Genomic DNA, 23,763 nt, shown 5'->3' on the forward strand with positions numbered 1-23,763 from the left:
GTCAGCTGACGGGGCTACGCTCGAACATATGAGCACTCCCACTGAAGGATTGACCCTCGGGGCCGTCAGCGCCCTGATCGAACGCAAGATCCTCACCGACATCGTACGTATCAGTAGAGCGGGCGAGCCGGTCTTCAACCCGGACACAGGCCAGTACGAGCCCGGCCCGCCCGTCATCATCTACGAAGGGCACGGCGGGGTCTTCCCGAATGGAGATCCCGGGATCGTGCTGCACCTGGAAGGTCAGGCGTACGTCGACGACTCCGCGTCGAAGTACAAGCTGATCACGCCCCTGGACGCCCCGGTGGCCTCGCGCGAGGACACGGTGAGCGTCGTCAACGCCGCCGACCCGGCAGCGATCGGCCGTACGTGGCGCGTCCTCGATGTCGGGCAGACCTCCACTCTGGCCGTGGTCCGCACGACGTTCCTGGATCAGAACACCCAGTCCAGCACATCGGGCAGCACCTCGTGAGCACGCCGATCGACACCGAGGCGGAACGGGAGAAGCTGGAGTCGACGCTGCTGGTGGACACGGTACGGATCACCCGCCCAACGGGAACTCCCCAACTCGACCTCTCGACAGGCCTCCTGGGGTCCGTGCCGGCGGAATCGGTCTACGAGGGGCCGGGAGCTGTCCTGTCCGGCCATGGACAGGTCACCGCGCAGCACGTTCTCGGGCGGGAATGGCTCGACGATACGGTCAGCTGGTATCGGCTCCTCACGCCGATCTCGGCGCCCGTTCCCGTGCGGTACGACCGCGTGGAAGTTGTGGCCGCAGCGGGCGAGCACGCAGCGACAGCGAATCGGGTGTGGCAGGTTCTCGACCCATCGGAGGCATCCACGGTCGAGATTGTTCGGGTGACCCGTCTCGACGAGATCACCCCTCCGTAGACGCCGGGCGAGCTGGACTGCCAGCGGATACCCGTAACCTCGGATAGGTGCCAACACATCAGAGTGAAAAACCTATCTCTCCCGAGGGCGAGCCCCTGTCGGTGCGCGTTGCCGGGCAGGGGCATACCGCCGTCGTGGAGATCGGCGGTCACGACGTCTCCCGGGACCTCTCTGCCTATTCACTGGCCCACCGCGCGGGCGACGTACCGCAGATGGTCATCGAACTCTCCCCGAGATCCACGGCGACCGGTGTGTTCGAGGGCCTGGCGCACGTCGTCATCGGCGACCCGCCGGACCCTGGCCCGGCAGCGGCTGCCTTCCTGTCCGCGATCAGTCCCGCCGAATTGGAGAAGGCCGCGCTCGACCGTCACGACCTCATGGACGGCCGCCCGCACGAGCTGACCCGCGCCATGCTCGCCCTGCTGCGGGAGTGGGCCCTTGGTCAGTGGGGCGAGCCGGAACCGGAAGACGGGCAGTGAGCCAGTGGCGTCCTCGCTGAATCCGCACCCCAACGCCCACCCTCGTGCGGGCGCCTACTCCAACGCGTTCCAGATCGCTGCGCAGCTCGACGCCAGAGCGGCGCGCACTCTGCCCGAGGTCACGGCCACCGTCCAGCACTACGCGATGCTGCTGGAGACCAGGATCAAGGCCAAGGCCAGCGGCAGGCCGGGCCCCAACGCACCCACGGGCGACTACCGGCGCTCCTGGACGCACGAGGTGTCCACGGACGGGCTCTCCGTCACGGCGGTCGTCGGCACGAACAAGCCCCAGGCCCGACGCCTGGAGTACGGCTTTGTCGGCGCCGACAGCCTGGGGCGCATCTACAACCAGCCCCCTTACCCGCACGTCGGGCCAGCTGTCGAGGAGATCCGGCCGCTGTTCATCGCCGCGCTCGGCGACACCATCGACGACGACTCGTGAGCGACCGCCACGCCGTCCGGCGACAGATCACCAGCCCCGCAGGAGTAGAGGAGGAGTAGTGCCCGTCTCCGGCAGAGAAGTGTCCCTCGCGATCCAGAAGACACTGGCCACAGCAACCGCCCGAAGCTGCGGGTACGGGACCGCCCCCACGGCATCAAGTACGCCCACCGGCGCCACGATTCCCTACAGCGTCCTCTACCCGCTGGGCGTGACTACGAGCGGCCCGCCCTACGGTGACGGGGACGCTGACGCCCGCGTGCTCGTCCAGGTCACCTCGGTCGCCTCAACCGCCGAACAGGTCGAGTGGATGGCCGACAAGGTCCGCACCGCGCTCCTCGCGCGCTTGAGCGGGACCTACGTCAACACCATCACCATCACCGGCTACATCGTGATCGACCGCGAGCTGGACAAGGAGGAAGGGATGTCTGTCAGCGGCGGCGTATACAGTTATGTGCAGCGGTACGTCCTCACTGTGACCAGTCTCGGGTCCTGACGTTCCAGCTACCTCACCGCGGAGGCATCTCGCGGACGCCCGGCCACCCGGCACGGGCCGATTCCCCCTTCATGGGGACCGGCCCGGCGTGTGCGCGCTCCGGAACATCGGTTCCCGGAGAGCGAGAATCAGTGTCACAGCAGCGGTTCACCCGTCGCGGCACCACGAAGTTCTTCTTCCTGAAGGACATCGTCTCGAAGGAACTGATCCCGATCCGTCCGGAGCTCGGCGGCACCAACGGGACCGATCTGTCCCCGGCCATCAGCGACATCGAGGGCTTCGCCGTCGAGAACACCCCCATCGATACACCGGACTTGGCGACCGAGTTCACCGGCAACATCCCCGGTGAGGACAAGGCCGACAACTCCAGTCTCACCTTCTATGAGGACAAGGTCGACAACGCCCTGGAGACGCTCCTCGCCAAGGGCGTCGAGGGGTACGTGGTCATCCTCCGCAAGGGCGACATCCCGGCGTCGAAGTCCATGGACATCTTCCCGGTGCGCGTCGGCTCCAGGTCGAGTACGTACACGACGGCCTCCGAGCCGGCGAAGTTCAAGGTCAGCTTCAACGTGACCGGCAAGCCCGTCCAGGACGTAGCCGTCCCGGCCGCGGTCTGATCGGCGGGGGGTGCTGCATGACTACGACCTTCGTTGAACCGCCGGCCGATGCCGTCGCTCGTGATCCGCACTGGGCAGCCAAGATGGCCCGGCTGCGGGCCCGTCGACTTCCCGAGCGCGCCGTCTCCTTCCTCGACGACCAGGACCTGAAGCAGCGCGTGACCGACGCGGCGCTCGACATGGCGAAGGCCCGCACCAGTGCTGTTGCTCGGGCCTCCGAGATGGAGGTACCGGCCGACGAGCGTGAGAGCTGGGCGCTCGCCCAGCCGGAAGTACTCGCGGCCCAAGCCGCGCTGGACGAGGCCCGGCGAGCCCTGGCGGCCGGGACCCTCACGCTCACCTTCCGGGCTCTGCCGCGACCCGCCTGGGAGCAACTGCTTCGCGAGCACGCTCCCACGGAGGAGCAGGCGGATCTCGGCCACGAGTACAACGTCGAGACCTTCCCCGCCGCTCTCGTCTCGGCCTCCTCGGTGAACGGTATGAGCGAGCCAGAGGCGCAGGAACTCCTCGACAGCTGGAGCGACGCGGACGCCAAGGCCCTGTTCACGGCCGCGCTGCTGGTCAACCAGACCATGAGGGCCGACCTGGGAAAAGGCTGATCGCCGACGCCCAGTTCAGGGCTGAGATGGAGCTGTGCCACGCCTACGGACTCCCGCACTCGCAGTTCACGGGTGCGGGGGACGGCCGGTGGACGGCTTTGGACCGGGCGAAGGCGATGGCCTACCTCGCGTACCAGCGCAGCGTGTGCGAGACCTGCGGAACCCGGGCGGCGGAGTGGGACGAGAGCCAGGGCGGCGACCGCTTCGCGTACGTGGCTGAGCCCTACCGCTGTGTGGGCTGCGAGGTCATCGAGATGGAGCGCGAACACATTCCTGATGGACCAGATGCGCGGGGGCTCAAGATCGGGCTGAGGCCCAGAGAGGCATCCTGACGTGGCTGGTGCCTACACCCTGTACGTCAACCTGCTCGCGTCAACCGGTGGGCTGTCCACCGGTCTGCGGCAGGGCGCTGCCCAACTCCGCGCTTTTGACGGGCAGTTGGATGGAACGGCTGCCCGGCTGAACCAGGTGCGCGTGGCCGGTGACAATCTGGCCCGCGCTCAAGTGGCCGCGTCGGCGCAGATGGTTCGCTCCCAGGCGCAGGTGGCTCAGGCTGTGCAGCGGACCACTTTGCTCCAGGAACGCGCTGTCCGTGCACAGGCGGTGGCAGCAACAGCGGCTCGTCGTGCGGCAGCGGAACAGGCTGCGGTCGCGGCGACGGGAGAGCGAGCCGCACGGGCGCAGGCCCTGGCGCAGACGATGAACGCCCGCGCCCAGGCCACGGCGGGCGCCGGGGCCGCAGCCGCCGCACGTACCGCCGCCGCGGCGCAGACGGCCGCCGCCCGCGCCGCCCAGGAGCACGCCGAAGCCCAACGGCGTGCGGCTGCGGCCCAGACCACGGCGACGCGTGCCACCGGTCTCGCTGCATCGGCCGAAGCTCGTGCCGTGTCCGCAGTGCGGATGCGGGACGAGGCCCAGACCACGGCAGCGCGCAACGCGCAGCGGCAGGCACAGCAAGTCGCACGGGCCGAAGCCCAGTTGGCCGCCGCACGGAACGCCCAGGCTGCGCGGACCGCCAAGAACGGCCTGCTCATCGGTGCCGCACTCGGCGTCGGTGTGGCTCAGGCGATTTCGCTGGAGCGGGCGATGGCCAACGTGCTGACGATCTCCCAGCAGATCACGTCCGAGAACGTCGGAGCCTTCACCGATCAGATCGTCGAGCTGTCCACCCGCCTGCCGCAGACCGCCGACCAGCTGGCCGACGGCCTGTATCAGATCGTCTCGTCCGGCTTCGACGGCGCGGACGCCATGGAGATTCTCGAAGTCGCGGCTCAGGGTGCGGCAGCGGGCCTGACCACATCGGAGACCTCGGCACGCGCTCTTCTCGGGGTGCTGAACGCGTACGGATTGTCGGCGTCCGACGCCAGCGACGTCATGGACGTGATGTTCCAGACCGTCAACTACGGCGTCATCTCCTTCGAGGAACTCGCGCAGCAGCTCGGCGACGTCGTACCGATGGCTGCGGCGGCCGGCGTCGAGTTCGACGACATGAGCTCTGCGCTCGCCGCGATCACCCTCACCGGGATCCCCGCGGCCGAGGCCGTGACGGCCTTGAACATGCTCCTTACCCGCGTCATGAAGCCGACGCAGGACCTCAAGCAGGCTGTCAAGGACCTGGGCTACGAGTCGGCCGCCTCCGCCGTCGAACAGGATGGCCTGTACGTGGTCGTGAACAAGCTGAATGGGGCGGCGGGCAACACCGCCGAGGGCATTGCGAACATGTGGAAGGACATCCGCGCCACCCGGGCCGCCCTTGCCTTGGCCTCCGCCGGGGGACAGAACTACGCCAACACCTACGCGGGCATCGCCAACGAAGTGGCACGCGCCGAAGCCACGCAGAAGGCGTACGCCCTCCAGACCGACACTGTCACCGGCCAATGGCAGCTGGCCTCCAACCAGGCCCGCGCTCTCGCCATCGACGTCGGCCGAGCCCTGCTGCCGGTACTGATGACCGTCGGGTCCGCCGTCCACACCTTCGTCGGCACCATCGAGGACCTCCCCGGACCGATGAAGTCCGTCCTCACGATGGTCGCCGCGTCCGTTGCGGGACTGCTCCTGCTCCGAGCTGCCTACACGAAGGTCACCGTACAGGTCGCCGCGTTCCGTACCGCCCTGGCCGCCACCCAGGCCGGAGGCGCTGTGATGCCCGCCGTGCTGGCCGGCAGCAGCCTCGCGGTCACCGGCCTCGCCGCCGTCCTCACCCTCGGCATCGCCGGATACGCCGCTTACACCGCCTCCAAGCAGAAGGCGAAGGACGCCACCAACGAGCTCGTCCAAGCCTTGCAACAGGAACGCGAGCAGGCGACGACCGGCGCCAGCATCAACAAGCTGTACGACCAGCTCACCGCCGACGGCGCACTGAAGGATCTCGAGAAGGTCGGCATCGGCACGACGGAGGCCATCGACGCGATCACTTCCGGCGGGGCGAAGCTCGCCATCCTCCAGAACCGCCTTCAGCAGGACTCTTACGAGTACGCCGGTAAGGCCAGAGCCGGTGAGGTACCCGGCGACTACGAGAGCATCACCAAGTACTCCGAGGCGGAGAAGACCCTCAAAGAGCGCCACAAGATGTGGTCCGAGGCGGTCAAGAAGGAAGCGGAGATCGCCCAGCAGAAGGCGATCGTCGAGGCGAAGATCAAACAGCAGGCCAAGTCCAGCGGCGGGATCTTCGACCTGTTCTCCCTCGCGGACATCGACCGCACCGGTGCGCCCGAGATCACCGACGAGATGAAGGCACTGGCCGAGGCCGTCGGCGACGCCGTCGACCCGTCGCGAGCCTTCAGGGACGCACAGACCGCCGCGGCTGAGGCGATGCGCAAAGCTGGAAAGGACGCCGACACCGCCAAGGTGAAGCTGTCCGACTACATGAAGGAGCTGCACAAGCAGCTTCAGGCGCAACGTGACTTCCAGGGAAACCTGTCCGAACTTGCGGTGTTCGGCTACGACGACCTGGCCGACCACTTCGCGGAACTTGGCGTGGACGCCGCGCCGATGCTCAACGAGCTCGTCGGGCAGCTGAAGAAGGGCAAGACGAAGGTCGCCGACGAGCTGCGCGACATCGTGACTGAGGACGCGGAACGGTCCACAGAGGCGTACCGGCTCGGCCTCCAGAAGACCGCTCAGGTCACCGAGAGGTACGGCAAGGAGATCGGCCGAGCCTGGGCGAAGGCATCGGAGCGTAACGACCCGGCCGCCTTCCAGAAGGTCACCGAGCAGATGGCCATGGTCGACCTGCGGAAGGCCGTGAAGAAGTCCGTCGGCGACGCGCGCAGCGAGTTCGACCGTGGCATGGGCCTCCTAGCAGAGGTCGCCAAGAGGAAGGGAAAGGACGCCGCCGCAGCCTTCCAGGACGCTCTTCTGTCAGGCGACACCGAGCGAGCTATGGACTCCCTGAAGAGCATCTGGGGAGCGGACGTACCGATCGGGGCCCCCGAACTCTCGAAGGTCGTGGCCGCGTTCTCCAAGGCCGGAAAGGACGCGAACGCCGAATGGTCCGGGGCGCTGGACCTTATCCGGCAGGTCGCCGCCACCAAGGGCACCGAGGCCGCAACGGCGCTGACGTCAGCCTTGCTGTCCGGCGATATGGCCGCAGTCAAGGTGCAGCTCGACGCCATCGGGTTGTCGGTCCAGAACATCCCCGGCACCAAGTCGGTCACCGTCAACGTGTCCACGAACCAGCCGCCGCCCGTTGTCGTCCCGCTCCTGATCAAACGGCAGGCCACCTCCTGGGACCGCGATGCCAACGGTGTCCCCGACTCCATCCAGGCGCCGAGCAAGCAAGCCAACGGCTCCGTTCTCGAGTTCTACGCCGGCGGAGGTGTCCGCGAGAACCACGTGGCGCAGATCGCGCGGCAGGGAACATGGCGGGTATGGGCCGAAGAAGCCGCAGGCCCTGAGGCGTACATACCGCTCGCCCACAATAAGCGAACCCGGTCACGGGCGATCACCGAGGAGGTCGTCCGGCGTCTTGGTGGGAAGAGCGTTGACTGGTACGCCGACGGAGGGCTGACCGGCTGGTCCTACAGTTCCTCCGGCTCGACAGGGCTGGTCTCGATCTCGTCGATCCGCTCGGACTCCATGCGGACAGTGAAGAAGGGCGGCAAGGAGACCGAGGTCTTCGACCTCAAGCTCTTCGAGAAGAACCTCGACAAGGCGGTAAAGCGCGCCCAGCGGTGGCGCAAGGACCTCGCCACCGTCGCTCGCCGCGCTGGCCAGGATGTCGCCGACGCCCTGGAGGACATGGGTGAGGACGGCGTGGAACTCACCCACAAGATGGCCACCGGCAGCTCCAAGTACGTCACGGAGATGACCAAGGACCTGGAGAGGCTTGGCGTGGTCGCGCGGGCCACGCTGTCCGACTACACCGCCCAGCTCAAACAGGCGATCAAGGACCAGGCCGCGTTCGAGAAGAACCTTTCCAAGCTCGCGGCCATGGGCTACGGCGACCTGGCGACGATGCTCGCCGAGCAGGGCGACGAGGACGCGGAGGACATCGCCGCCGAAGCCGCCAAATCCCCGAGCAAGGCCAAGAAGGCCAACACCCAGGCCAAGGCCGCCTCGAAGGCCATCCCCGACGACGACCTCCCGGACCTTGTGGCGATCATCTCCGCTATCACCTCCAACAAGACCGGCATCCACAACGTCGCCGAGAAGACAGAACTCGACGAGGACCGAATCATCGAGATCGCCACACTCGGCCGGACCCGTATCAAGGACGCGCTGGGAAAGAAGGCCACGCGCTTTCTGTCCGACCTGGACAAGGCCAACAAGCAGCTCGCGTACGAGGACGGCGGTATCCGCGCCGGTCTGTATGCCACCAACAACGGGATCATCCGCTTCGCCGAGCCCTCCACTGGAGGGGAGGCGTACCTACCGCTCGGGGTCAACAAGCGGAGATCGGCGACGGCCGTCCTGGCGGACGTGGCGAACAGGTTCGGCTACCAGCTCACCGCGGCGGGAGACAGCGGCCTCGTACGACTCGTCGACGCCCGGCCTGCCCCGGTCCAAGTCGTCGTCGTCCGAGAAGAGCGGCCCGCCGCGCTCGTCGGATCCATGCCCGTGACCGTCAACGGCGCTGCCGACGCCAAAGCAGCCGACCAGGTCGGCACGGAGATCATGCGGCGGCTGCGCAACGCCCAGAGAGGAGGCCGTATCTGATGGCCACGATCACCCAGGAGTGGCAAGTCGACTTCGCCGGTGTCCTCATGGGCCCCGGAACGCCGTACCCGATCAGCGAGATCACGGGACTGGGCACACCCGAAGTCCGGGCCCAGGATGTCGAGTTGCCCACAGAGGACGGCTCATTCCCCGGCGTGGACTACTACAGCCCTCGCACGGTGACGATCGAGGCTGGCATCAGGACGCCGGGTGACCCAAAGGCCGCTGCCGACGCGCTCGCCGCACTCGACCAGGCCGCCGCCGACCCGGCCGTGCGGAAGACAGCGGGTGCCTTGCAGACACTACGGCTGCTGTGGCCTGGGCGTGGCAGTGCCAAGCAGCTCTACGGCAGGGTCCGCCGAGTCGAGGCCGTGTCCATGGCACAGGCCGTCTACGGGTGGATCCCCGTGACCCTGGAGTTCGCGGCCACCGACCCGCGCTGGCATGGAGAGCTGGAACAGCAGACCACGATTCCTCTGGCGCGCGACGACGACGAAGAAGGCTTCACCGCTCCCGTGACCGCGCCCATCACGACCGGCGTGGCAAACCCCGCAGAGCGGCCCGGCTGGGTCACCAACGCCGGGGACCTTCCCACCTGGCCCTCCCTGAAGATCAAGGGCCCGGTTGTGAACCCTCGCATCTGGATCACCGAGACAGGTCGCGTCCTCGACCTGTCGCTGACCATCGGTGAGAACGACACCCTCCAGATTGAAACGCGCCCTGGTACGCGCTGGGTGCTGCGCAACGGCGCCAACGCTGCCTACGCCCTGTCTGCTGCGTCCCGCCTTGACCTGTTCCAGATCCCTCCCGGAACGAGCGAAGTCCGCTGGACCGGCGCGGACTACACCAACTCCACCCGTCTCGCGGTGTCGTGGCGCGACGCCTACACCGCCCTGTAAGGAGAGCACTCTCAGATGGCACTGATCCAGCCGCCCATGCTGACCCACGGCGGCACCCACCCCGCACGCGCCTTCCGGATGATGGTGCGCGATCTCGCGTCCGGGAACCAGGGCGTGACCGAAGGCAACGACTTGAAGGTCAGGCAGTGGACAACCCCTGGTGCCGGCGTCCGAGTCGGTGACGGCTCGGCGGTCGTGACGGGAGCTGCTTGGGGCCAGGGCTCCTACACGCAGTACAACGTGGGCGACGCCATCGTGCCGATCGCTCCCACCGGTTCCTCAGCCCGATCCGACCTCGTGTGCCTTCGAGTTGAGGATCCGGAGTACGAAGGCAACCGTGACCCTGCTGCCGACGACATCGGCTACTTCCATGTCGTGTCGGGCGTCTCCGCCACTGCGAAGGCAGTCCCGTCCGGAATGACGGCGATCCCGCTGGCACGCCTCGACATTCCGGCGAACACGGCCACCATCACCAGCGCCATGGTCACGGACCTGCGGCGGATCGCGAACCCTCGACGTGAGCGGACGTTGTACACCGCTTACCCCAGCGCGCTGAACAGGCTGACCGCGCAGAACGGCCAGTGGTACAACTGGCCAGCCGCCGCCCGCTGGAAGGTCCCGATCCCGAGCTGGGCGACGAGCGCAAAGCTTCTGGTCACTCTCGCGGGCCTGCGCCTTTCGGAATCCGACGTGTTCGCCAACATGCAGACCTCCTTGGGCACCGACACAGGGCAGACCACCGCCATCGACGACGACCAGGGCGCCAACATCCGCCGCAACACCGTCGTCCTCGCCGACACCATCACCCTCTCTGCGGCCTTGCGCGGCACCACCCAGGACCTCTTCGTGCGCACCCAGCCCTCCAAATCCGAGTGGGGCAACCTCGGCGTCGACGCCGCGACTTCCCTGATCGCCGACGTGGAGTTCACCGAAGGCGTCGTCTGACACGACACCGGCACCACCACACCACGGCGCGGGGGAGAAGCAGGAACGCGCCTGATGGCGTCGCCGTCGTACCGCTACCTCACCACCGACGCACTCACCAACAAGGTCCTCGCCTGGGACCTGCCCCTGACCGGCGTCGAGTTCGGGCCCGCACTGTCCGCCACGGGCAGCCTCACCGGCGCGGTCGAACCCCGCCTGGCCCACCTCGTCCGCTCCCAACTCGACCCCGGCAACACCAAGATCTACGCCGAACGTGACGGTCGGCTGCTGTGGGGCGGCCTCATCTGGCGAGCCGACCCCCAGGGCCAGCAGCTCAACATCGAGGCATCCGGCTGGGGTTCCTACCCCTACCGGCGCTACGACCTCCACGGTCAGCTCAACGCACGCGGCCCCTACACCTACGCGGACCCGTGCAAGGTCGTCCGCGACGTGTGGGCGTACTGCCAGGAGACGCCGGACGGCCAGCTCGGTATCCGGGTCGACGACACCACCTCGATGGTCACCGTCGGGACTCCGGAGGATCCCTACCGGATCGACTGGTGGGACACACCCTCGCTCGGTGACGTCATCTCGGACATGGTCGCCGTCGAAGGCGGCCCCGAGTGGACCGAAGAAGCCACCTGGCAGAACGGCACGCCGCAGGGCCGCGTCCGAATCGGCTGGCCCCGCCTCGGCCGCCGCCGCACGGACATCCACTTCGAGTCCGGCGTGAACGTCGTCAAGGCGGTCCCTGTCGAGTACGACGCCGACAACCTCGCCCAGGTCGTCATCGCGCTCGGCGCCGGCGAAGGCCGCAACCGGCGCCGCGCCGTCGACGCCGTACGGGACGGTCGACTGCGCCTGGAGCACCTGCTCGAAGTACCGGAGGAGAAGGCGAACGACAGGCTGGCCGCGCGCGCCCGCACGGAACGCATCTCCCGCCAGGTCATCGGCGAAGTCACCGAGATCACCATCCGCAACCACCCCGCGGCCCGCTTCGGTTCCTGGCAGATCGGCGACGACGTACGGGCCCGGGTCCACGACCAGTGGACCGACTTCGACGCCTGGTCCCGCATCGTTGGCTGGCAGATCCAGCCCGCCTCCGGCGACACCCCCGAGCAGGCAGTCATCCAGCTCCAGCGCGCAGACCGCTTCACCTACGGGGGAGGCACCGCGTGAGCAGCGACATCGCCCGCCTGGCCGCCCGCGTCGCCGTCCTGGAACGGCAGCTGGCCCGCACGACCCGCACCGCCCGCATGGCGTACTCATCCGTCGAGGACGGCGCGATCGAGGTCTATGACCAGGACGGCACTCTGCGCGGCAGCATGGGCCTCCAGGACGACGGCACCGTCGGCTTCGTCGCCCACAACGGGCCGCCGCCTCCCGCCCCCACGCCGCCCCTGGTCGAGTCCGCGCTGTCCGGGCTCAACGTGACCTGGCCCGGAACGTGGACGGACGCCGAGACCGCTCCGCTCGATCTGGCCGAGGTCCAGGTCCACCTGTCGACAACCGCCGACGCCGAACCGGATACCACCAGCCCCGTGGCCGCCTTCCACACGGCCGCCGGCGGAAGCATCACCCTCGCCACCGACACCTACACCCCGCTCTGGGTGCGCCTGATCGCGGTCAACACCTCCGGCACGGCCGGAGAACCCTCGACCGCTGTGCAGGGCCAGGCCCGCAAGGCCGTCCCCGACGACCTCGTCAACGCGATCATCGACGAAACCAAGCTTGCCCGCGGCGCGGTCACCGACGCGGCGCTCGCCCTCGGGGCCGTCAACTCCACCGCGCTCGCGGACGGCGCGGTGCTCGCCGAGAAGCTCGCCGCCCACTCCGTGACGCTGGGCAAGGTCGCGAGCGGCGCGATCACCCTCAGCTCGCTCGGCGGCGCACTCGCGGACGCCACCAGCCAGCGCCTCGTCGACACGATGGGCGAGGCCGCCGCCTGGCAGACCACCGATCAGGGCAGTGGCGCCACGTGGGCGCACCTCACCGGCGTACCGGACGCTCCCACCGGCCGGAACGTCGGTGAGGCGCGCGGCTTCATCCGGCTTCGTGGCACGACCCTCGTCCCGTACGAGCCCGGTGTCCTGTACCGGATCAGCGCCCGGATCCGGGCCACAGCCCAACTCGCCACCGGCCCGGACGCGTTCTACGTCGGCGTGCTCGGTGTGGGCGCCGATCAGACCACCCTGGTCAACCGCGCCGGAGCGAACACCCCGAACAGCCACTACTACATCGCGGCGTCGTATCGATCGCTGCCGACCACGGACGGCTGGGTCACGGTCGTCGGCTACCTCAAGGACCGCGCGGCCGCCGGCTCCGCCGGTCCCAACAACGACCCGCGCTCACCCGGCACCGTGCACGACGCCGTCCGATACATCACCCCCTACTTGTGGCTGAACTACGCCTCGATGGGTGTCTCCGGCTCCCCGGCCGTCATGCAGGTCGACGCCGTTGCCATCGAGGCGCTGAAGACCGGGATCGTCGACGCGACCAACCTCGTGAGCGGTTCGGTGACCGCCGCCGCGCTCGCGGCTGACTCGGTGATCGCCGGGAAGGTGGCGGCCGACGCGATCACGGGCCGTGAGATCGCCGCGAATTCGGTCACGGCGACTGAGATCGCGGCCGCCTCGATCTCCACGGACAAGCTGGTCGTCGCGGGCGGTACGAACGTGCTCAGCGACCCCTCGTTCGAGGGCGCCTACACCGCGGCGATCGCCACGACCGTATGGTCCGTCGTATCCGGCGGCAACGGCTCCGCGAAGGCGCTCCGCGTCGACGCCACGGCGACGGCCGCCACGACACGGTCCCTGAACGTCACGTCGATGCCGATCCTGAGCGGAGAGCAGCTCTACCTCGCCATCGATGCCAACGCGTCCGCCGACTGGGCGGGAGGCGCGCTCAAGTTCTACGCCCGGTGGTTGGACGGCACAGGCGCGACCGTCGGCTTCGGTGTCGCCCAGGTGGACGTCCCAGCTCGCGGCTCGTGGCAGCGCCTTGCCGCCACGGTCACGGCGCCGGCGAACACCACCGCGGCCACGGTCTGGGTGGAGACGTACCAGTCGACCACCGGAGCCGTGCTGTGGGACAACGCAGTCGTCCGCCCGGTGGTGCCGGGCGTGCAGATCGCCGACGGCGCAGTCACCGCGCCCAAGATCCTCGCCGGAGCGGTGACCGCCGAGAAGATCGCGGCCCTGGCCATCACGGCCGAGAAGATCGCGGCGTTGTCCATCACCACGGACAAGCTGAACGCCTTGTCCATCACGGCGGACAAGATCGCGGCCAACTCCGTGACGGCAACGAAGATCTCGGCGGGCGCGATCGAAGCGACCCACATCAAGGCCGGGGCAATCACGGCGGACAAACTCGACGCGGACGCCATCAACGGCAAGACGATCAGCGGAGCCGTCCTCACCGGCAGCACCCTCCAAACTGCCGCGAGCGGACAGCGAGTTGTCATCAGCCCCGGAAACACCAATCCGGAGACCGGATCGATTGAGTTCTATTCCGGCAGTGCCGATGAGTCAGCACCGGCCGAACTCAATACCGCCATCGCCTACGCCTCAGATTCCTCCGGCACCTACGAAGTTCCCAGCGTTTCACTCAGCGCCCCGAAGGTGACTGGTTCGAGCCAGGAAACAGGGGTGTTCCTGCAAAGTCACGTGCCGGGCTATTCGGGAGGAGTATTCAACCTCTACGCAAACGATCTGAGCGGCAACGGAGTTGCCTACATCAACGGGTACGGCGCTGATACATCGGCCGCCGGATCGTCCATCGAGCTACACGTCCGAGATGCGCCGTCCGCATCGGCCCAGTCCACTGCCAAGCTCACATCCAGCGGATTCGCGATCGACCGAGACCTCAGCGTCTACGGCAAATCCCAGGGTCGCGGATTCGTCGCTCAGAAGACTCTGACCGCGAACGTCACCTTCTCCAGCACGGAGACGGCCCTGATCACCACCGGCAGCATCACGTTCAAGGCCGGCCGCGCCTACCGTGTCTCCCTCTGGGCGCTGCACAGCGCGGCCAGCGACAGCTACGCGCTGTACCGAATCCGCAAGAACACCGTGGCCGGGACGATTTACAAGGACCAGATACGGGTCAACAATCTGCAAGCTTCCACTGCGAACGCAGCCGTTTCCGTCCAGACCATTTTGACCAACACCACGGGCAGCGACGTCACGGCCGCACTGTGCTGGACCGGAGCTCAAGGCGGAGTCGCACAGACGTGGACCCTCGCCGCCAGCAGCAGCAACGTCGCCTATCTCCTGGTGGAGGACTGCGGCTCCACCGACGACTACGTCGGCCAGGCCATTACTTGACTGGATTGGCTCTACTTTGATGGTTCTCGTGATAAAGGTTGTTACTCAGAAAGGAACTGGGCCGCCAAACCTGCTGGCTGGAATTCCCTTCCGGGCGGCGATAGCTGCGGCTTTGCGCCTAATCTCATCCTTGGTGGAGTCGTAAATCTGGTCAAGCGTGTGGTCGAGGATTTCAACTCCGTCCAATACATCGGAGATCCGAAGGCGATGGTCGTGACTTCCGACATTCCCAATCCACTTGACAGCAAGGAGAAGGTCAGTAGATACCGCATGCTCGGGTTTGGCTGCTTTATGGGCGACGATCCTATTGTGGAGGCTTACGTCATAGGGCCTTCCGTCGCGGACTCTCTTCCTTGGAATTCCTTGATCATCCATCAATGCCTCGACGGCGGATCGAAGGCGATTGGCGGCTGAACTGGGATCGACCCAGGTGATTTTTGCTGCCGCGTCGATCAGTTCTTGAACTGTTCGAGGGCAGAGATCGTAGCTTTCGATTAGCGGAAGGTGGGGTATGAAGAATCTTGGAGTGAAGAACTCGATATACCCGTCCTCACTGCTCTTCAAAAAGAGGCCAGTGTCGCCAACCAGTCTGACAAAATCACAACTGGTCTTTTGGCATTTCAAGAGGCAACTGAAGTGGCCGTGCACCCAGTCGGGATCCCAATCCGGATGAGATTGGGCCCTTTTGCTACCTGCGGTCTCTTCCTGGGTCATGGAATTGCTTACAAGTGCCAATCCGCCTCGCCTGCACGATGGGCAAGGAATGTGAGGCCACTGCGGCCCGTCCCCGTCCAGGCCCTCAGCGATTGCCCTGAGGTCCTTGATGAGCTGGTTTGCCATGCGCCGCAGTCTGCCAGTCCGTCGGTCAGTACGCAGGGAGACCTCCAGGTTAGCTCGGAGAGGAGCCGCGCAGGTCACGGAGACAGTGACCATCACCGTCACTCGAGCGGACGAAACACAAGAGAGGCTCAGGTGAGATGACTGGCGGTCGCGTAGCAAGCCCGCTCCGGCCGTTGCTGTAGGTCCTGCCCATCATGGCGGCGCCGCAGTGCAAGGTGGACGAACGGAAGTAATCCGTCGCTCATATGACGAGCCTCGTGGAACGATTCGGCCATGAGCAACGAGGTTGAGGAGCCCGAGGAGGGTTCCGAGCCGGGGCCGGTCGATCCCTTCGGCTTGGCTCGCGCGTTCCAGCCGCTGACGGACTACTACCGCACCACGATCGCCGAGACGTTGAGGCCGTTGGCCGAGGCGGTCATCTCGACGAGCCGAATTGGCGAGGCGATCGGCAGGCAAGTGGCCGAAGCGGCGGGCTTGAACGCGAGGCTTCTGGAGACCTTGGAGCCGCTGAATGAGCACTTTAGGGAGTACTGGCGCGACTTCTTCGAGACGCTCGGCTCGCTGAAGGAGCGCATCTACCCGCCGAACCTTCACGACGCCACGCCGTCGGTCGAGGAGTTCGAGCAGCTCCTACTTGAAGAAGGCATACCTCTGATGTGGGTGCCGGGGCCGAAGATGGTGTCTGCTCTCTTGGACGCGGCCGACGCCGGTGAGCGTCGCCGCGTCATCGGGCGACGGTGGAAGGGCATCATCAACGACTGCGAAGCTGTGATCGACAGCGTTGACCATCCCAGTCTCCAGGACTCGCGGAACTTCGCCTTCGACTGCGTCGACGCATTGCGGGACGGACACAGCAACCCGGCCCAGGCGCTTGCTGCCAACCTGCTCGACAGCCTGATGCACGCTCACTTCAAGAAGCCCGACAGGGTGAAGCTCACGTCCAACAAGAAGGGCGGGGTCAGGTTCGATTTGAACGACTACCAGATCCGTGTTGCTCTGACGTTCGCTCCGGTCTGGTATGCGCACGCTGAGTATTGGCCCAAGAACGGCGACCCGATCCCGCGCGTGTTCGGCAGGCACCCGAGCGCCCATGGTGTGTCGCGCACGCAGTACTCGCGGATCAATGCCGTCTACGGGCTGATGCTCGTCACGTCGGTGCTCAAGTTCTTCGACGTCGAGTTGGAGAGGTAGCTGCGCAGCGCCATGCCAGACCATCAAGCAGGTAAGCACGGCAGTTCAGGACTGCCTCGAGTCTCATAGACTGATCTTCAGCGGCGCGGGGCTGCCGAAGGGAAGCACCGTGACCGCGCCGCCGGGACAGGACCCCACGCCGTGGGAACTGCTGCGGGCCATGCAGCAGATGCGCGACGACCTGCGTGCCGACTTCGCCGCCTTCAGCGCGCGGCTCGCCGAGATGGTGACGAAGATCCAGTACGACGCCGACCGGCGGACTGACGAGGTACGGATCAAAGCCGTCGAGGACGACGTCGCCCAGATGCAGCGCGAGCGCGAGACGGAGCGCCAAGAGGCCCGCGGCGTACGGCGGTTGGCTCTTACCGCCCTCGTGGCCCCGGTCGTGGTGGGAGTGATCGTCGCGATCGTGACCGGCAAGCTCGGACTGTAGGCTCAGAACAGCAGGCGCGGGGGAGAACAAGGAACGCGCCATGCCTGATCTCTGGCTGCCTGGAGCTGAGCGGCACCCGCTCAGCGACACCGCACCCACCGACACGCAGTACGACCCACGCGTCATCTGGCACATCACGTGGGACAAGAACGCCACGGTGGCCACACCCGCCGATCTCGTGGCGTTCGACAAGCTCGTGCAGTACTTCACCGGCGGCGGCAAGGGCGTCGCGCCGCATCTGCTCTGGGATCCCTTCACCGGCAGGACCGCCCAGTTCTATCCGGCGAACAGCCGGTCCAAGTCGGTCGTCGACACCACCGGCGGCACCCGGACCAACCGCACCGGGAAGGTGTGTCTCCAAGTCGAGACGCTGTTCTTCCCGTACTGCCGCGTGAACGAGAAGTCGTACGCGACCGTCCGGGACACCCCGGCCAAGGGACTCGACAAGATCCTGGCCTGGGCTCGGAGTTGGGGGGTGCCGGATGTCTGGCCGATGGGCGCCCCGACCTGGAAGGCGAACCGAAGCGAGCACACCTGGGAGACGGAGGGCGGGCACTACGGCCACGGCCAGACGCCCGAGAACACGCACACCGACCCGGGCCCGATGCCGAAGTGGCCGACCAGCACGTCGACGACGCCCAAGCCGGGCCCGCCGGCGTTCCCCGGCCGAAGCGCCTTCGGACCCGGCAAGTCGAACACTTCGATTCTCCTGTTGGGCCAGCAGCTCGTGCGCAAGGGCTACGGCAAGCACTACCGCGTCGGCCCGTCCCGCGACTGGGGCGAGGCGGACCGCCTCAACGTCGTCGACTTCCAGCACGCCCAGAAGTGGACCGGCTCCGACGCCGACGGCTACCCCGGCCCTGAGACCTGGCGCCGACTCTTCGCCTGATCCCTCTGCCCAGCACAAGGAGCACATCCCCATGAACCTCTACGCTTCGCTGCTGCGCACGGGAGTTCCGGCCGCGGTCGGCTGGCTCGTCGCGGTGGCCCTCCGCCACGGACTCGATCTCGACGCCACGGCCGTCACGGGAGTCCTTACCCCGGTCGCCACCTTCTCCTACTACGGCGTCTTCCGGCTCGCCGAGGAGCACCTGTCGCCGCGGTTCGGCTGGCTGCTCGGCTACGCCCGTCCGCCGAAGTACGAGAACACGTCGCTCACGCTGCCGCGTACCTGACCCACGATGAGGTGACATCGAGCGGCCAGAGAGCCCAGCATGGAAGAAGACCCCCGTCTCACGACGGGGGTCTTCGACCTCTTGGAGACTCCACCCTATCGCCTCTTCGGCGAGGTCGGACTCTGCTTCCACGTTGGTTACAATCTATATGCAGACATGACGTGAGCTGGAGGCGATGGAGTGGCAGAGGGCAAGGCGCAGGCGGGAAGGAAGCCGTACCTGGCCGGCGGAGCTGAGTTCGCCGCGCTGTACGACGTGAAGCGGCTCCAGGTCAGCCAGTGGATCAGCAGGGACCACACCCTCGACTACCGCTATGCCAAGATCATCAGCGGATCGCCGTACTGGCTCCTCCAGTTCGTGAAGGGCTTCGGAGAGACGACCCCGCGCCCGAAGCACCTCAATCAGACGGAGCTTGAGCGGCTGACCAAGGAGCAGGACCCGGGCTACTGGGTGGGGGAGGTTGAGCAACTCCCCCCGCTGGTAGGTCAGGCCGAGTTGGTGACCCTGTTCCGGCTTCCGTCCGGCGCGCTCCTGCGGAAGGCCATGAGTACGGGCCGGTTCCGGCCCGCCGACTACAACCTGTCCGGATCACCGATCTGGCTCCTGGAGCCGGTCGTTGCAGATGCACCCGCGCTACAGGCGGGTGCGCGTGGAGTGGACTGGGTGGCCGATGAGGAAGTCTTGGCGGCCTTGCGTGACGGCAGCTACGACGGGCCCGGATCCAGGATCGTGCCGCGAGGTAAGGCGGCGAACAAGACCGCCGAATAGTCCCAGGTCAGAGGCTTCGCGCCTTGATCTAACCCCTGAATGCATATAGAATGGAAGCGCATCCAAGGGGGTGCGCTTCATTCGTCGAAGGGGGGATCGTGCCGCGATCCAGGGGGCCGCCGGAGGGTGGTCGGCGGTGTTGTCGATCGACAATCCCTCCGTCCGAAGATAGATTCCAACACTCCTGTGTTTTAGGTCTATCTCTGGAGGGGGAGCCTTGCTGATCGAACAGCCGCCGTTGTTCGGCACCATCCAGCCCGTTCGCCACCCCGCCGATGTCGGCAGCCTGACCATCCAGCAGCGATTCGAGGCGTTCCACGCGCTCAACCCCTGGGTTCTCAGGGCGCTGATCCGGATGACCGCCGACTGCGCGGAGAAGGGGTTCGGCCGCATCGGCATCGGGATGCTCTTCGAGCTCCTGCGCTACCAGTACGGCGCGGCGACCCGAGGCGACGAGTTCGCGCTGAACAACGACTACCGCTCCCGGTACGTACGGCTCCTGCTGGCCGAACACCCGGAGTGGTCAGCCCTCTTCGAAGTCCGGGCCCTGCGCACGGACTGACCACGACCTCTTGGAGCCAGATCGTGAACGCACCGGCGGGCACCGCAAAGCCGCCCGCAGTCCAACTGAAAACACGCAAGCCGACGGGGATCGTCCCCTGGCCCCTCCTCCTCATTGAGGGCGAGGAGGGCGCGGGCAAGACCTACTCGGCCGCACAATTCTCCAGCAGCGACCGCATCGGCCAGATGTACTGGATCGATCTCGACGAGGGATCGGCCGACGAGTACGCGGCCATCGAGGGCGCCAACTATCTGATCATCGAGCACGACGGCACCTACCGCGACATTCTCGAACAGGTTGAGGCCGTGCACGCCGAGGCCAGGCGCGCGGCGGCGGCCGGAGAGCCCCCGGTCGTCCTGACTATCGACTCGGGATCCGCGCTGTGGCGGATGCTCACCAACTGGACCTACGAACGCGGTCGCCGGACACGCAAGAACCGTGCGCTGCTCCAGGAGGACCCGGACGCCGCGTTCGACATCGGCCGGAACCTCTGGAACGACGCCACGGAGCGGTGGAACAGGATCATCTACCTGCTGCGCACACTGCCCGGCATCGCCATCGTGCTGGCCCGCGGCAAGCAGGTCAGCGCCACGGACGACAATGGCCAGCCGATCCAGAACAAGAGCGAGTGGAAGGTCTCGGCCCAGAAAGACCTTGGCTTCGACTCGTCGTGCTGGGTGCGCATGAAGCGCAACGCCGACCCGCAGGTCATCAAGGTCCGATCACTGCGGATGCGTGTCGAGAAGAACAAGCCTCTGCCGCTGCGGGACTTCAGCATCGAGGACCTGGTCTTCAACAAGCTGGGCTGCTCCGTCGAGTCCCAGCCGCGCATCATGCCCGCGCTCGTCGGCGATCTCGTACAGCCCTGGCTCGCCCGCATCGCCGGCCTGACGGACAAGAAGCTCCTTGAGGCGCTGTGGCGGGCCGTCCCAGATCCGGTGAACCGCCTGAGCCACGACGAAATCCTCACCATCCGGGCCGCCGCCGAGCAGCGCGCCGCCGAACTCGACAGCCCCCGGCGGGAGATGGGGGAGGGCCCACTGTCCGACGCCGACAAGCTCCGTGCCGCCGCCCAGCGCAAGGCCGACGAGCAGGACGCGGACGCCGAGCAGTGACCGCCCACGCTGACCTCTTGGAGAGCTCCCCATGTCCGTAGCCACAGTTGACGGCATCGCACCTTCCATCTGGGATGCCGCACACGACGTGGACGCCCGTCGTCCCCGTTCTCGTCAGAGACAGCTCGGCGCGTCCGACACCGTGTGCGGCCGACGCGCCGCCTACATCCTGCACGGCACCACACCGACCGATCACCCCGACAAGCGAGCGGCGATCCTCGGAACGTTCATTCACCACGGGCTGCTTGAGTCCGCGCGCACAGAGTACGGATGGCTGGTGGAACGCAGTGTCCAGGACAACCTGATCCGAGGACATGTCGACGTTGTGCAGCTCGACGCGGCGACCGCCGCTCGCCTGCCCGCTCGTCACCGGCCAGCGATACCCGCCGACGTTCTCACCGTGGAGGACGTGAAGACCAAGTCCACGTACCTGTGGGACCGCGTTCTTCGCTACGGTGCCACGGCCGCCGAGCTGCGGCAGGTCCATCTGTACGCGGGCGCGTTGTTCGAGGTCGGGTTCGAGGACGTTCCCGGCCAGCGGTACCTGTCCCGCCTGGGACCACTGGACATCGGTCGTATTCGCTTCCGGTTCATCAACCGGGACTCCGGCGCGGAGCACGTCCAGGAGATCGACTTCGACCCGCAGCGCGCGGCGGAGGCCCAGTGGTGGGTGGAACGTGTGCGCGAGACCGGCAACCCCCAAGAGATGCCCCGCGACTTCAACGGCCCCGGTCTGGACGCCATCTGCGACTACTGCCCGTTCCGCTCCCTGTGCTGGCCCGGGACAGCTCCGGGCGTGCCCGAGCAGACCGCGCTTATCCGCAACGACGCCGACCGCGAACAGGCGCTTATCGACTACGTGAAGGGACACGAGCTCGCCAGCGAAGGCGACAGGGTCAAGAAGTTCGCACGGAAGAAGCTCGACCAGTCCCCGGAGGGGATCTACGGCCCCAACAAGCTGTCCTGGCGCGGAGGCAACGACGAGGAGAAGGACGACGTGGAGGCGATGGTCGACCTGCATGAGGTCGCCGGAATCCCAGTCCCGATGACGCCGGACGTCAACCGCATGGTCAAGAACCTCAAGGACGCAGGATTGGCGATCCCCCGGCGGAAGACCGGCAGGAAGACGCCTGCGGTCATCAACATCGCGCCGGCCTGACCCGACTCCGATGGAGTCTCAGCCCCGCCCGGGAGCGACCGGGCGGGGCACCCCGTCCTGCCGCCGTGCCTGTACCGCCCAAGGGGAACCGTGTCCATCCAACTGATGATCGCTGCGGCCTACTTGCCGCCCGACGTGCTCAGCCAGAGCCAGAAACTCGCCCTCATGAAGATCGCGGACAGCGCCGACGACGAGACGCGACTCGCACGCCCCGGCCTCACCCGCCTCGCGGCCTGGATCGGCGTGACCGACAAACGCGCCATCACCATCGTCACGGAGCTGATAGCCAAAGGGCTTGTCGAGCGCGTGGAGGTCGGCAAGGCGGGACGCTCGGCGGTCTACCGGATCTTCCCCCTCGGGGTGCCGCCCACGCCGACCACGCCGGAGCTCAAGGAGCGCCTGGAGGCCCGCAAGGCTGCTCCGAAGAACCCCAACAAAGCCCGCCCCGGAGTCACGCGGTCGGCCCCCGCAAAGCCTGCGATGACCTATCAGGACGTCGATGACCGCGAGGCCGCTCGCCGAGAGAAGACCGAATCGTCGCAGGTCGAGGCTGTGTTCCACGCGGGGAACCCAGGCGAGGAGGCAGGGTTCCACGGGAGGAACCCAGATGGGCAGGACAGCCGGGTTCCACCGGTGGAACCCGGTGAGTTTCACGGGGGGAACCCACTGGGTTCCAGCGATGGAACCCCTTCCTTTCCTGGTTCTTCCTCTGTCCTTCCTTCCCCCCCTACCCCCACGGCTGACGCCGCAGGGGAGTCCGCGTCCGCTTCGCCAGACGACTCCGCCCCGGAGCGCGGGGAGCCGCCTAGGGGCTGCACGAAGCACCGGGGACGCCCCGCTGCCTCCTGCCGTGGGTGCGGCACCAACCCGCGCGCAGGGCGCCGGAGGGAGCAGGAGGAGGCCAAGGAGGAGGAACACCGGGAGCACGGGCGCTTCTGGGATGAGTGGCACGAGGACGCCGCCAGGCGCCGCCGCAGGGTCGAGGAGCACCCGGAGGCGACCGAAGAGGCGCGCAGAGCTGCGCGCGAGGCCGTACGAGCACGGAAAGGCGACAGCCAGCGAAAAACTTAGGCCCCCGAAAGAAAATTTCACCAGGAATATGGACATCCCTGGCAATGCATATAGAATAGAACCAGAAAGAGGGGGACGGGCCCCCTCTTTATCGGGAGGACGACATGGACTACCTGCCCACTCTTCGCCACTGCCATAAGGGCGCGATCGTGCTCGACAATGGCGCTGCCGCCCGCGAGCAGATCCACAACCTTGCTGACCTCTACCGCCAAGACCCTGAGGGTGTCGGCGACATGCTCATTCAGATCGCCGACCTGAAGGATCTGGTCGACTGCGAGCGCCACCTCGGCGGGCTCGGGCGCGCCATGCCGGTGCGGGACGAGATCGTCGGTGAACTCCTCGATGACATCGGCGGCGCCGAGATCCACCTCGACCACCGCGACAACCACAGGGCGCTCATGCAGGCCCGCGAACTCGCCCACCAGGCGCAGGACATCGCCGACGTCGCCAGTCATCGCGTCGATGAGCTGGAGGCCCTGACCGCGCGAGCCCGGCAGGTGCGAGAGGGGCGGCGTACGGCGCCCCGGCTGGTGTTCGTCGCCCGCCTGTGGTGAGCGCGTCCAGCATCAATTTTGGCCTGAGATAGATCCCAACTCTGTACTGTTGGCTGACACGCGACCTCT

At 66.9% G+C, this 23,763-nt stretch carries 24 protein-coding genes; 23 read left to right on the top strand and 1 reads right to left on the bottom strand.

Going from position 1 to position 23,763, the window contains the following annotated elements; all coding sequences use genetic code 11:
- The first annotated feature begins 28 nt into the window (after positions 1-28).
- The 13 genes from K1J60_RS30365 (at position 29) to K1J60_RS30425 (ending at position 14,826) form a co-directional block, all read left to right on the top strand.
- Positions 29-472 carry a DUF6093 family protein gene (locus K1J60_RS30365; protein ID WP_220648985.1) on the top strand — a complete coding sequence of 148 codons (444 nt, stop codon included), beginning with the start codon at positions 29-31 and terminating at the stop codon, positions 470-472.
- Positions 469-891, top strand: a complete 423-nt coding sequence (locus tag K1J60_RS30370) for a DUF6093 family protein (protein ID WP_220648986.1) — start codon at positions 469-471, stop codon at positions 889-891. The genes K1J60_RS30365 and K1J60_RS30370 overlap by 4 nt, the downstream gene beginning before the upstream one ends.
- Before the next feature lie 134 nt (positions 892-1,025).
- Positions 1,026-1,370 (top strand): hypothetical protein, encoded by a 345-nt coding sequence (locus tag K1J60_RS30375; protein ID WP_220648987.1) that lies wholly within the window; start codon positions 1,026-1,028, stop codon positions 1,368-1,370.
- A gap of 4 nt (positions 1,371-1,374) precedes the next feature.
- Positions 1,375-1,812, top strand: a complete 438-nt coding sequence (locus K1J60_RS30380) for an HK97 gp10 family phage protein (RefSeq protein WP_220648988.1) — start codon at positions 1,375-1,377, stop codon at positions 1,810-1,812.
- Positions 1,813-1,870: 58 nt separating this feature from the next.
- Entirely contained in the window at positions 1,871-2,305 is a 435-nt protein-coding gene (locus K1J60_RS30385) for a hypothetical protein (RefSeq protein ID WP_220648989.1), read from the top strand.
- Positions 2,306-2,436: 131 nt separating this feature from the next.
- A complete protein-coding gene (locus K1J60_RS30390; protein WP_220648990.1) occupies positions 2,437-2,922 on the top strand; it encodes a phage tail tube protein in 486 nt (161 codons plus the stop codon).
- A gap of 17 nt (positions 2,923-2,939) precedes the next feature.
- Positions 2,940-3,521 carry a hypothetical protein gene (locus K1J60_RS30395; RefSeq protein ID WP_220648991.1) on the top strand — a complete coding sequence of 194 codons (582 nt, stop codon included), beginning with the start codon at positions 2,940-2,942 and terminating at the stop codon, positions 3,519-3,521.
- 26 nt (positions 3,522-3,547) lie between these two features.
- A complete protein-coding gene (locus K1J60_RS30400) occupies positions 3,548-3,853 on the top strand; it encodes a hypothetical protein (protein WP_043684329.1) in 306 nt (101 codons plus the stop codon).
- A 1-nt stretch (position 3,854) separates the two neighbouring features.
- Positions 3,855-8,678, top strand: a complete 4,824-nt coding sequence (locus K1J60_RS30405; protein WP_220648992.1) for a phage tail tape measure protein — start codon at positions 3,855-3,857, stop codon at positions 8,676-8,678.
- Positions 8,678-9,577, top strand: coding sequence for a phage distal tail protein (locus tag K1J60_RS30410; RefSeq protein WP_220648993.1), 900 nt, complete (start codon positions 8,678-8,680; stop codon positions 9,575-9,577). Before K1J60_RS30405 ends, K1J60_RS30410 begins: the two co-directional genes overlap by 1 nt.
- A gap of 15 nt (positions 9,578-9,592) precedes the next feature.
- Positions 9,593-10,522 carry a hypothetical protein gene (locus K1J60_RS30415; RefSeq protein ID WP_220648994.1) on the top strand — a complete coding sequence of 310 codons (930 nt, stop codon included), beginning with the start codon at positions 9,593-9,595 and terminating at the stop codon, positions 10,520-10,522.
- A gap of 54 nt (positions 10,523-10,576) precedes the next feature.
- Entirely contained in the window at positions 10,577-11,680 is a 1,104-nt protein-coding gene (locus tag K1J60_RS30420) for a hypothetical protein (protein WP_220648995.1), read from the top strand.
- Positions 11,677-14,826: a hypothetical protein gene (locus K1J60_RS30425; RefSeq protein WP_220648996.1), complete on the top strand. Its 3,150-nt coding sequence runs from the start codon at positions 11,677-11,679 to the stop codon at positions 14,824-14,826. The genes K1J60_RS30420 and K1J60_RS30425 overlap by 4 nt, the downstream gene beginning before the upstream one ends.
- A 45-nt stretch (positions 14,827-14,871) precedes the next feature.
- Here the strand turns inward: K1J60_RS30425 and K1J60_RS30430 are convergent, their stop codons facing one another.
- Positions 14,872-15,666, bottom strand: coding sequence for a DUF4145 domain-containing protein (locus K1J60_RS30430; RefSeq protein WP_220648997.1), 795 nt, complete (start codon positions 15,664-15,666; stop codon positions 14,872-14,874).
- Between the two features lie 273 nt (positions 15,667-15,939).
- On the opposite strand from K1J60_RS30430, the gene K1J60_RS30435 reads away from it, so the two are divergent.
- The 10 genes from K1J60_RS30435 (at position 15,940) to K1J60_RS30480 (ending at position 23,694) form a co-directional block, all read left to right on the top strand.
- Positions 15,940-16,857, top strand: a complete 918-nt coding sequence (locus K1J60_RS30435; RefSeq protein WP_220648998.1) for a hypothetical protein — start codon at positions 15,940-15,942, stop codon at positions 16,855-16,857.
- A gap of 109 nt (positions 16,858-16,966) precedes the next feature.
- Positions 16,967-17,290 carry a hypothetical protein gene (locus tag K1J60_RS30440; protein WP_220648999.1) on the top strand — a complete coding sequence of 108 codons (324 nt, stop codon included), beginning with the start codon at positions 16,967-16,969 and terminating at the stop codon, positions 17,288-17,290.
- 40 nt (positions 17,291-17,330) lie between these two features.
- On the top strand, positions 17,331-18,179 hold the full coding sequence (locus K1J60_RS30445; protein WP_220649000.1) for a peptidoglycan-binding protein: 849 nt from the start codon (positions 17,331-17,333) through the stop codon (positions 18,177-18,179).
- A 31-nt stretch (positions 18,180-18,210) separates the two neighbouring features.
- On the top strand, positions 18,211-18,465 hold the full coding sequence (locus K1J60_RS30450; protein ID WP_220649001.1) for a hypothetical protein: 255 nt from the start codon (positions 18,211-18,213) through the stop codon (positions 18,463-18,465).
- A 180-nt stretch (positions 18,466-18,645) separates the two neighbouring features.
- Positions 18,646-19,233, top strand: a complete 588-nt coding sequence (locus K1J60_RS30455; RefSeq protein ID WP_220649002.1) for a hypothetical protein — start codon at positions 18,646-18,648, stop codon at positions 19,231-19,233.
- A gap of 217 nt (positions 19,234-19,450) precedes the next feature.
- Positions 19,451-19,795, top strand: a complete 345-nt coding sequence (locus tag K1J60_RS30460) for a hypothetical protein (RefSeq protein ID WP_220649003.1) — start codon at positions 19,451-19,453, stop codon at positions 19,793-19,795.
- 23 nt (positions 19,796-19,818) lie between these two features.
- Positions 19,819-20,910: an AAA family ATPase gene (locus K1J60_RS30465; protein WP_220649004.1), complete on the top strand. Its 1,092-nt coding sequence runs from the start codon at positions 19,819-19,821 to the stop codon at positions 20,908-20,910.
- 31 nt (positions 20,911-20,941) lie between these two features.
- The gene (locus K1J60_RS30470; RefSeq protein WP_220649005.1) at positions 20,942-22,069 is read left to right on the top strand and encodes a PD-(D/E)XK nuclease family protein; all 1,128 of its coding nucleotides are present in this window, start codon (positions 20,942-20,944) and stop codon (positions 22,067-22,069) included.
- Positions 22,070-22,159: 90 nt separating this feature from the next.
- A complete protein-coding gene (locus K1J60_RS30475) occupies positions 22,160-23,140 on the top strand; it encodes a helix-turn-helix domain-containing protein (protein WP_220649006.1) in 981 nt (326 codons plus the stop codon).
- A 104-nt stretch (positions 23,141-23,244) separates the two neighbouring features.
- Positions 23,245-23,694: a hypothetical protein gene (locus tag K1J60_RS30480; protein ID WP_220649007.1), complete on the top strand. Its 450-nt coding sequence runs from the start codon at positions 23,245-23,247 to the stop codon at positions 23,692-23,694.
- Positions 23,695-23,763: the final 69 nt, after the last annotated feature.

It is taken from the genome of Streptomyces akebiae, from assembly GCF_019599145.1.
In the GTDB taxonomy this organism is placed as follows: domain Bacteria; phylum Actinomycetota; class Actinomycetes; order Streptomycetales; family Streptomycetaceae; genus Streptomyces; species Streptomyces akebiae.

What these genes read in the sequence shown, in the direction of transcription:
- K1J60_RS30410 (WP_220648993.1), top strand. Translation starts at nt 8,678, where the DNA reads ATGGCCACGATCACCCAGGAGTGGCAAGTCGACTTCGCCGGTGTCCTC.
- K1J60_RS30445 (WP_220649000.1), top strand. Translation starts at nt 17,331, where the DNA reads ATGCCTGATCTCTGGCTGCCTGGAGCTGAGCGGCACCCGCTCAGCGAC.
- K1J60_RS30365 (WP_220648985.1), top strand. Translation starts at nt 29, where the DNA reads ATGAGCACTCCCACTGAAGGATTGACCCTCGGGGCCGTCAGCGCCCTG.
- K1J60_RS30450 (WP_220649001.1), top strand. Translation starts at nt 18,211, where the DNA reads ATGAACCTCTACGCTTCGCTGCTGCGCACGGGAGTTCCGGCCGCGGTC.
- K1J60_RS30430 (WP_220648997.1), bottom strand. Translation starts at nt 15,666, where the DNA reads ATGGCAAACCAGCTCATCAAGGACCTCAGGGCAATCGCTGAGGGCCTG.
- K1J60_RS30470 (WP_220649005.1), top strand. Translation starts at nt 20,942, where the DNA reads ATGTCCGTAGCCACAGTTGACGGCATCGCACCTTCCATCTGGGATGCC.
- K1J60_RS30435 (WP_220648998.1), top strand. Translation starts at nt 15,940, where the DNA reads ATGAGCAACGAGGTTGAGGAGCCCGAGGAGGGTTCCGAGCCGGGGCCG.
- K1J60_RS30415 (WP_220648994.1), top strand. Translation starts at nt 9,593, where the DNA reads ATGGCACTGATCCAGCCGCCCATGCTGACCCACGGCGGCACCCACCCC.
- K1J60_RS30400 (WP_043684329.1), top strand. Translation starts at nt 3,548, where the DNA reads ATGGAGCTGTGCCACGCCTACGGACTCCCGCACTCGCAGTTCACGGGT.
- K1J60_RS30395 (WP_220648991.1), top strand. Translation starts at nt 2,940, where the DNA reads ATGACTACGACCTTCGTTGAACCGCCGGCCGATGCCGTCGCTCGTGAT.
- K1J60_RS30420 (WP_220648995.1), top strand. Translation starts at nt 10,577, where the DNA reads ATGGCGTCGCCGTCGTACCGCTACCTCACCACCGACGCACTCACCAAC.
- K1J60_RS30480 (WP_220649007.1), top strand. Translation starts at nt 23,245, where the DNA reads ATGGACTACCTGCCCACTCTTCGCCACTGCCATAAGGGCGCGATCGTG.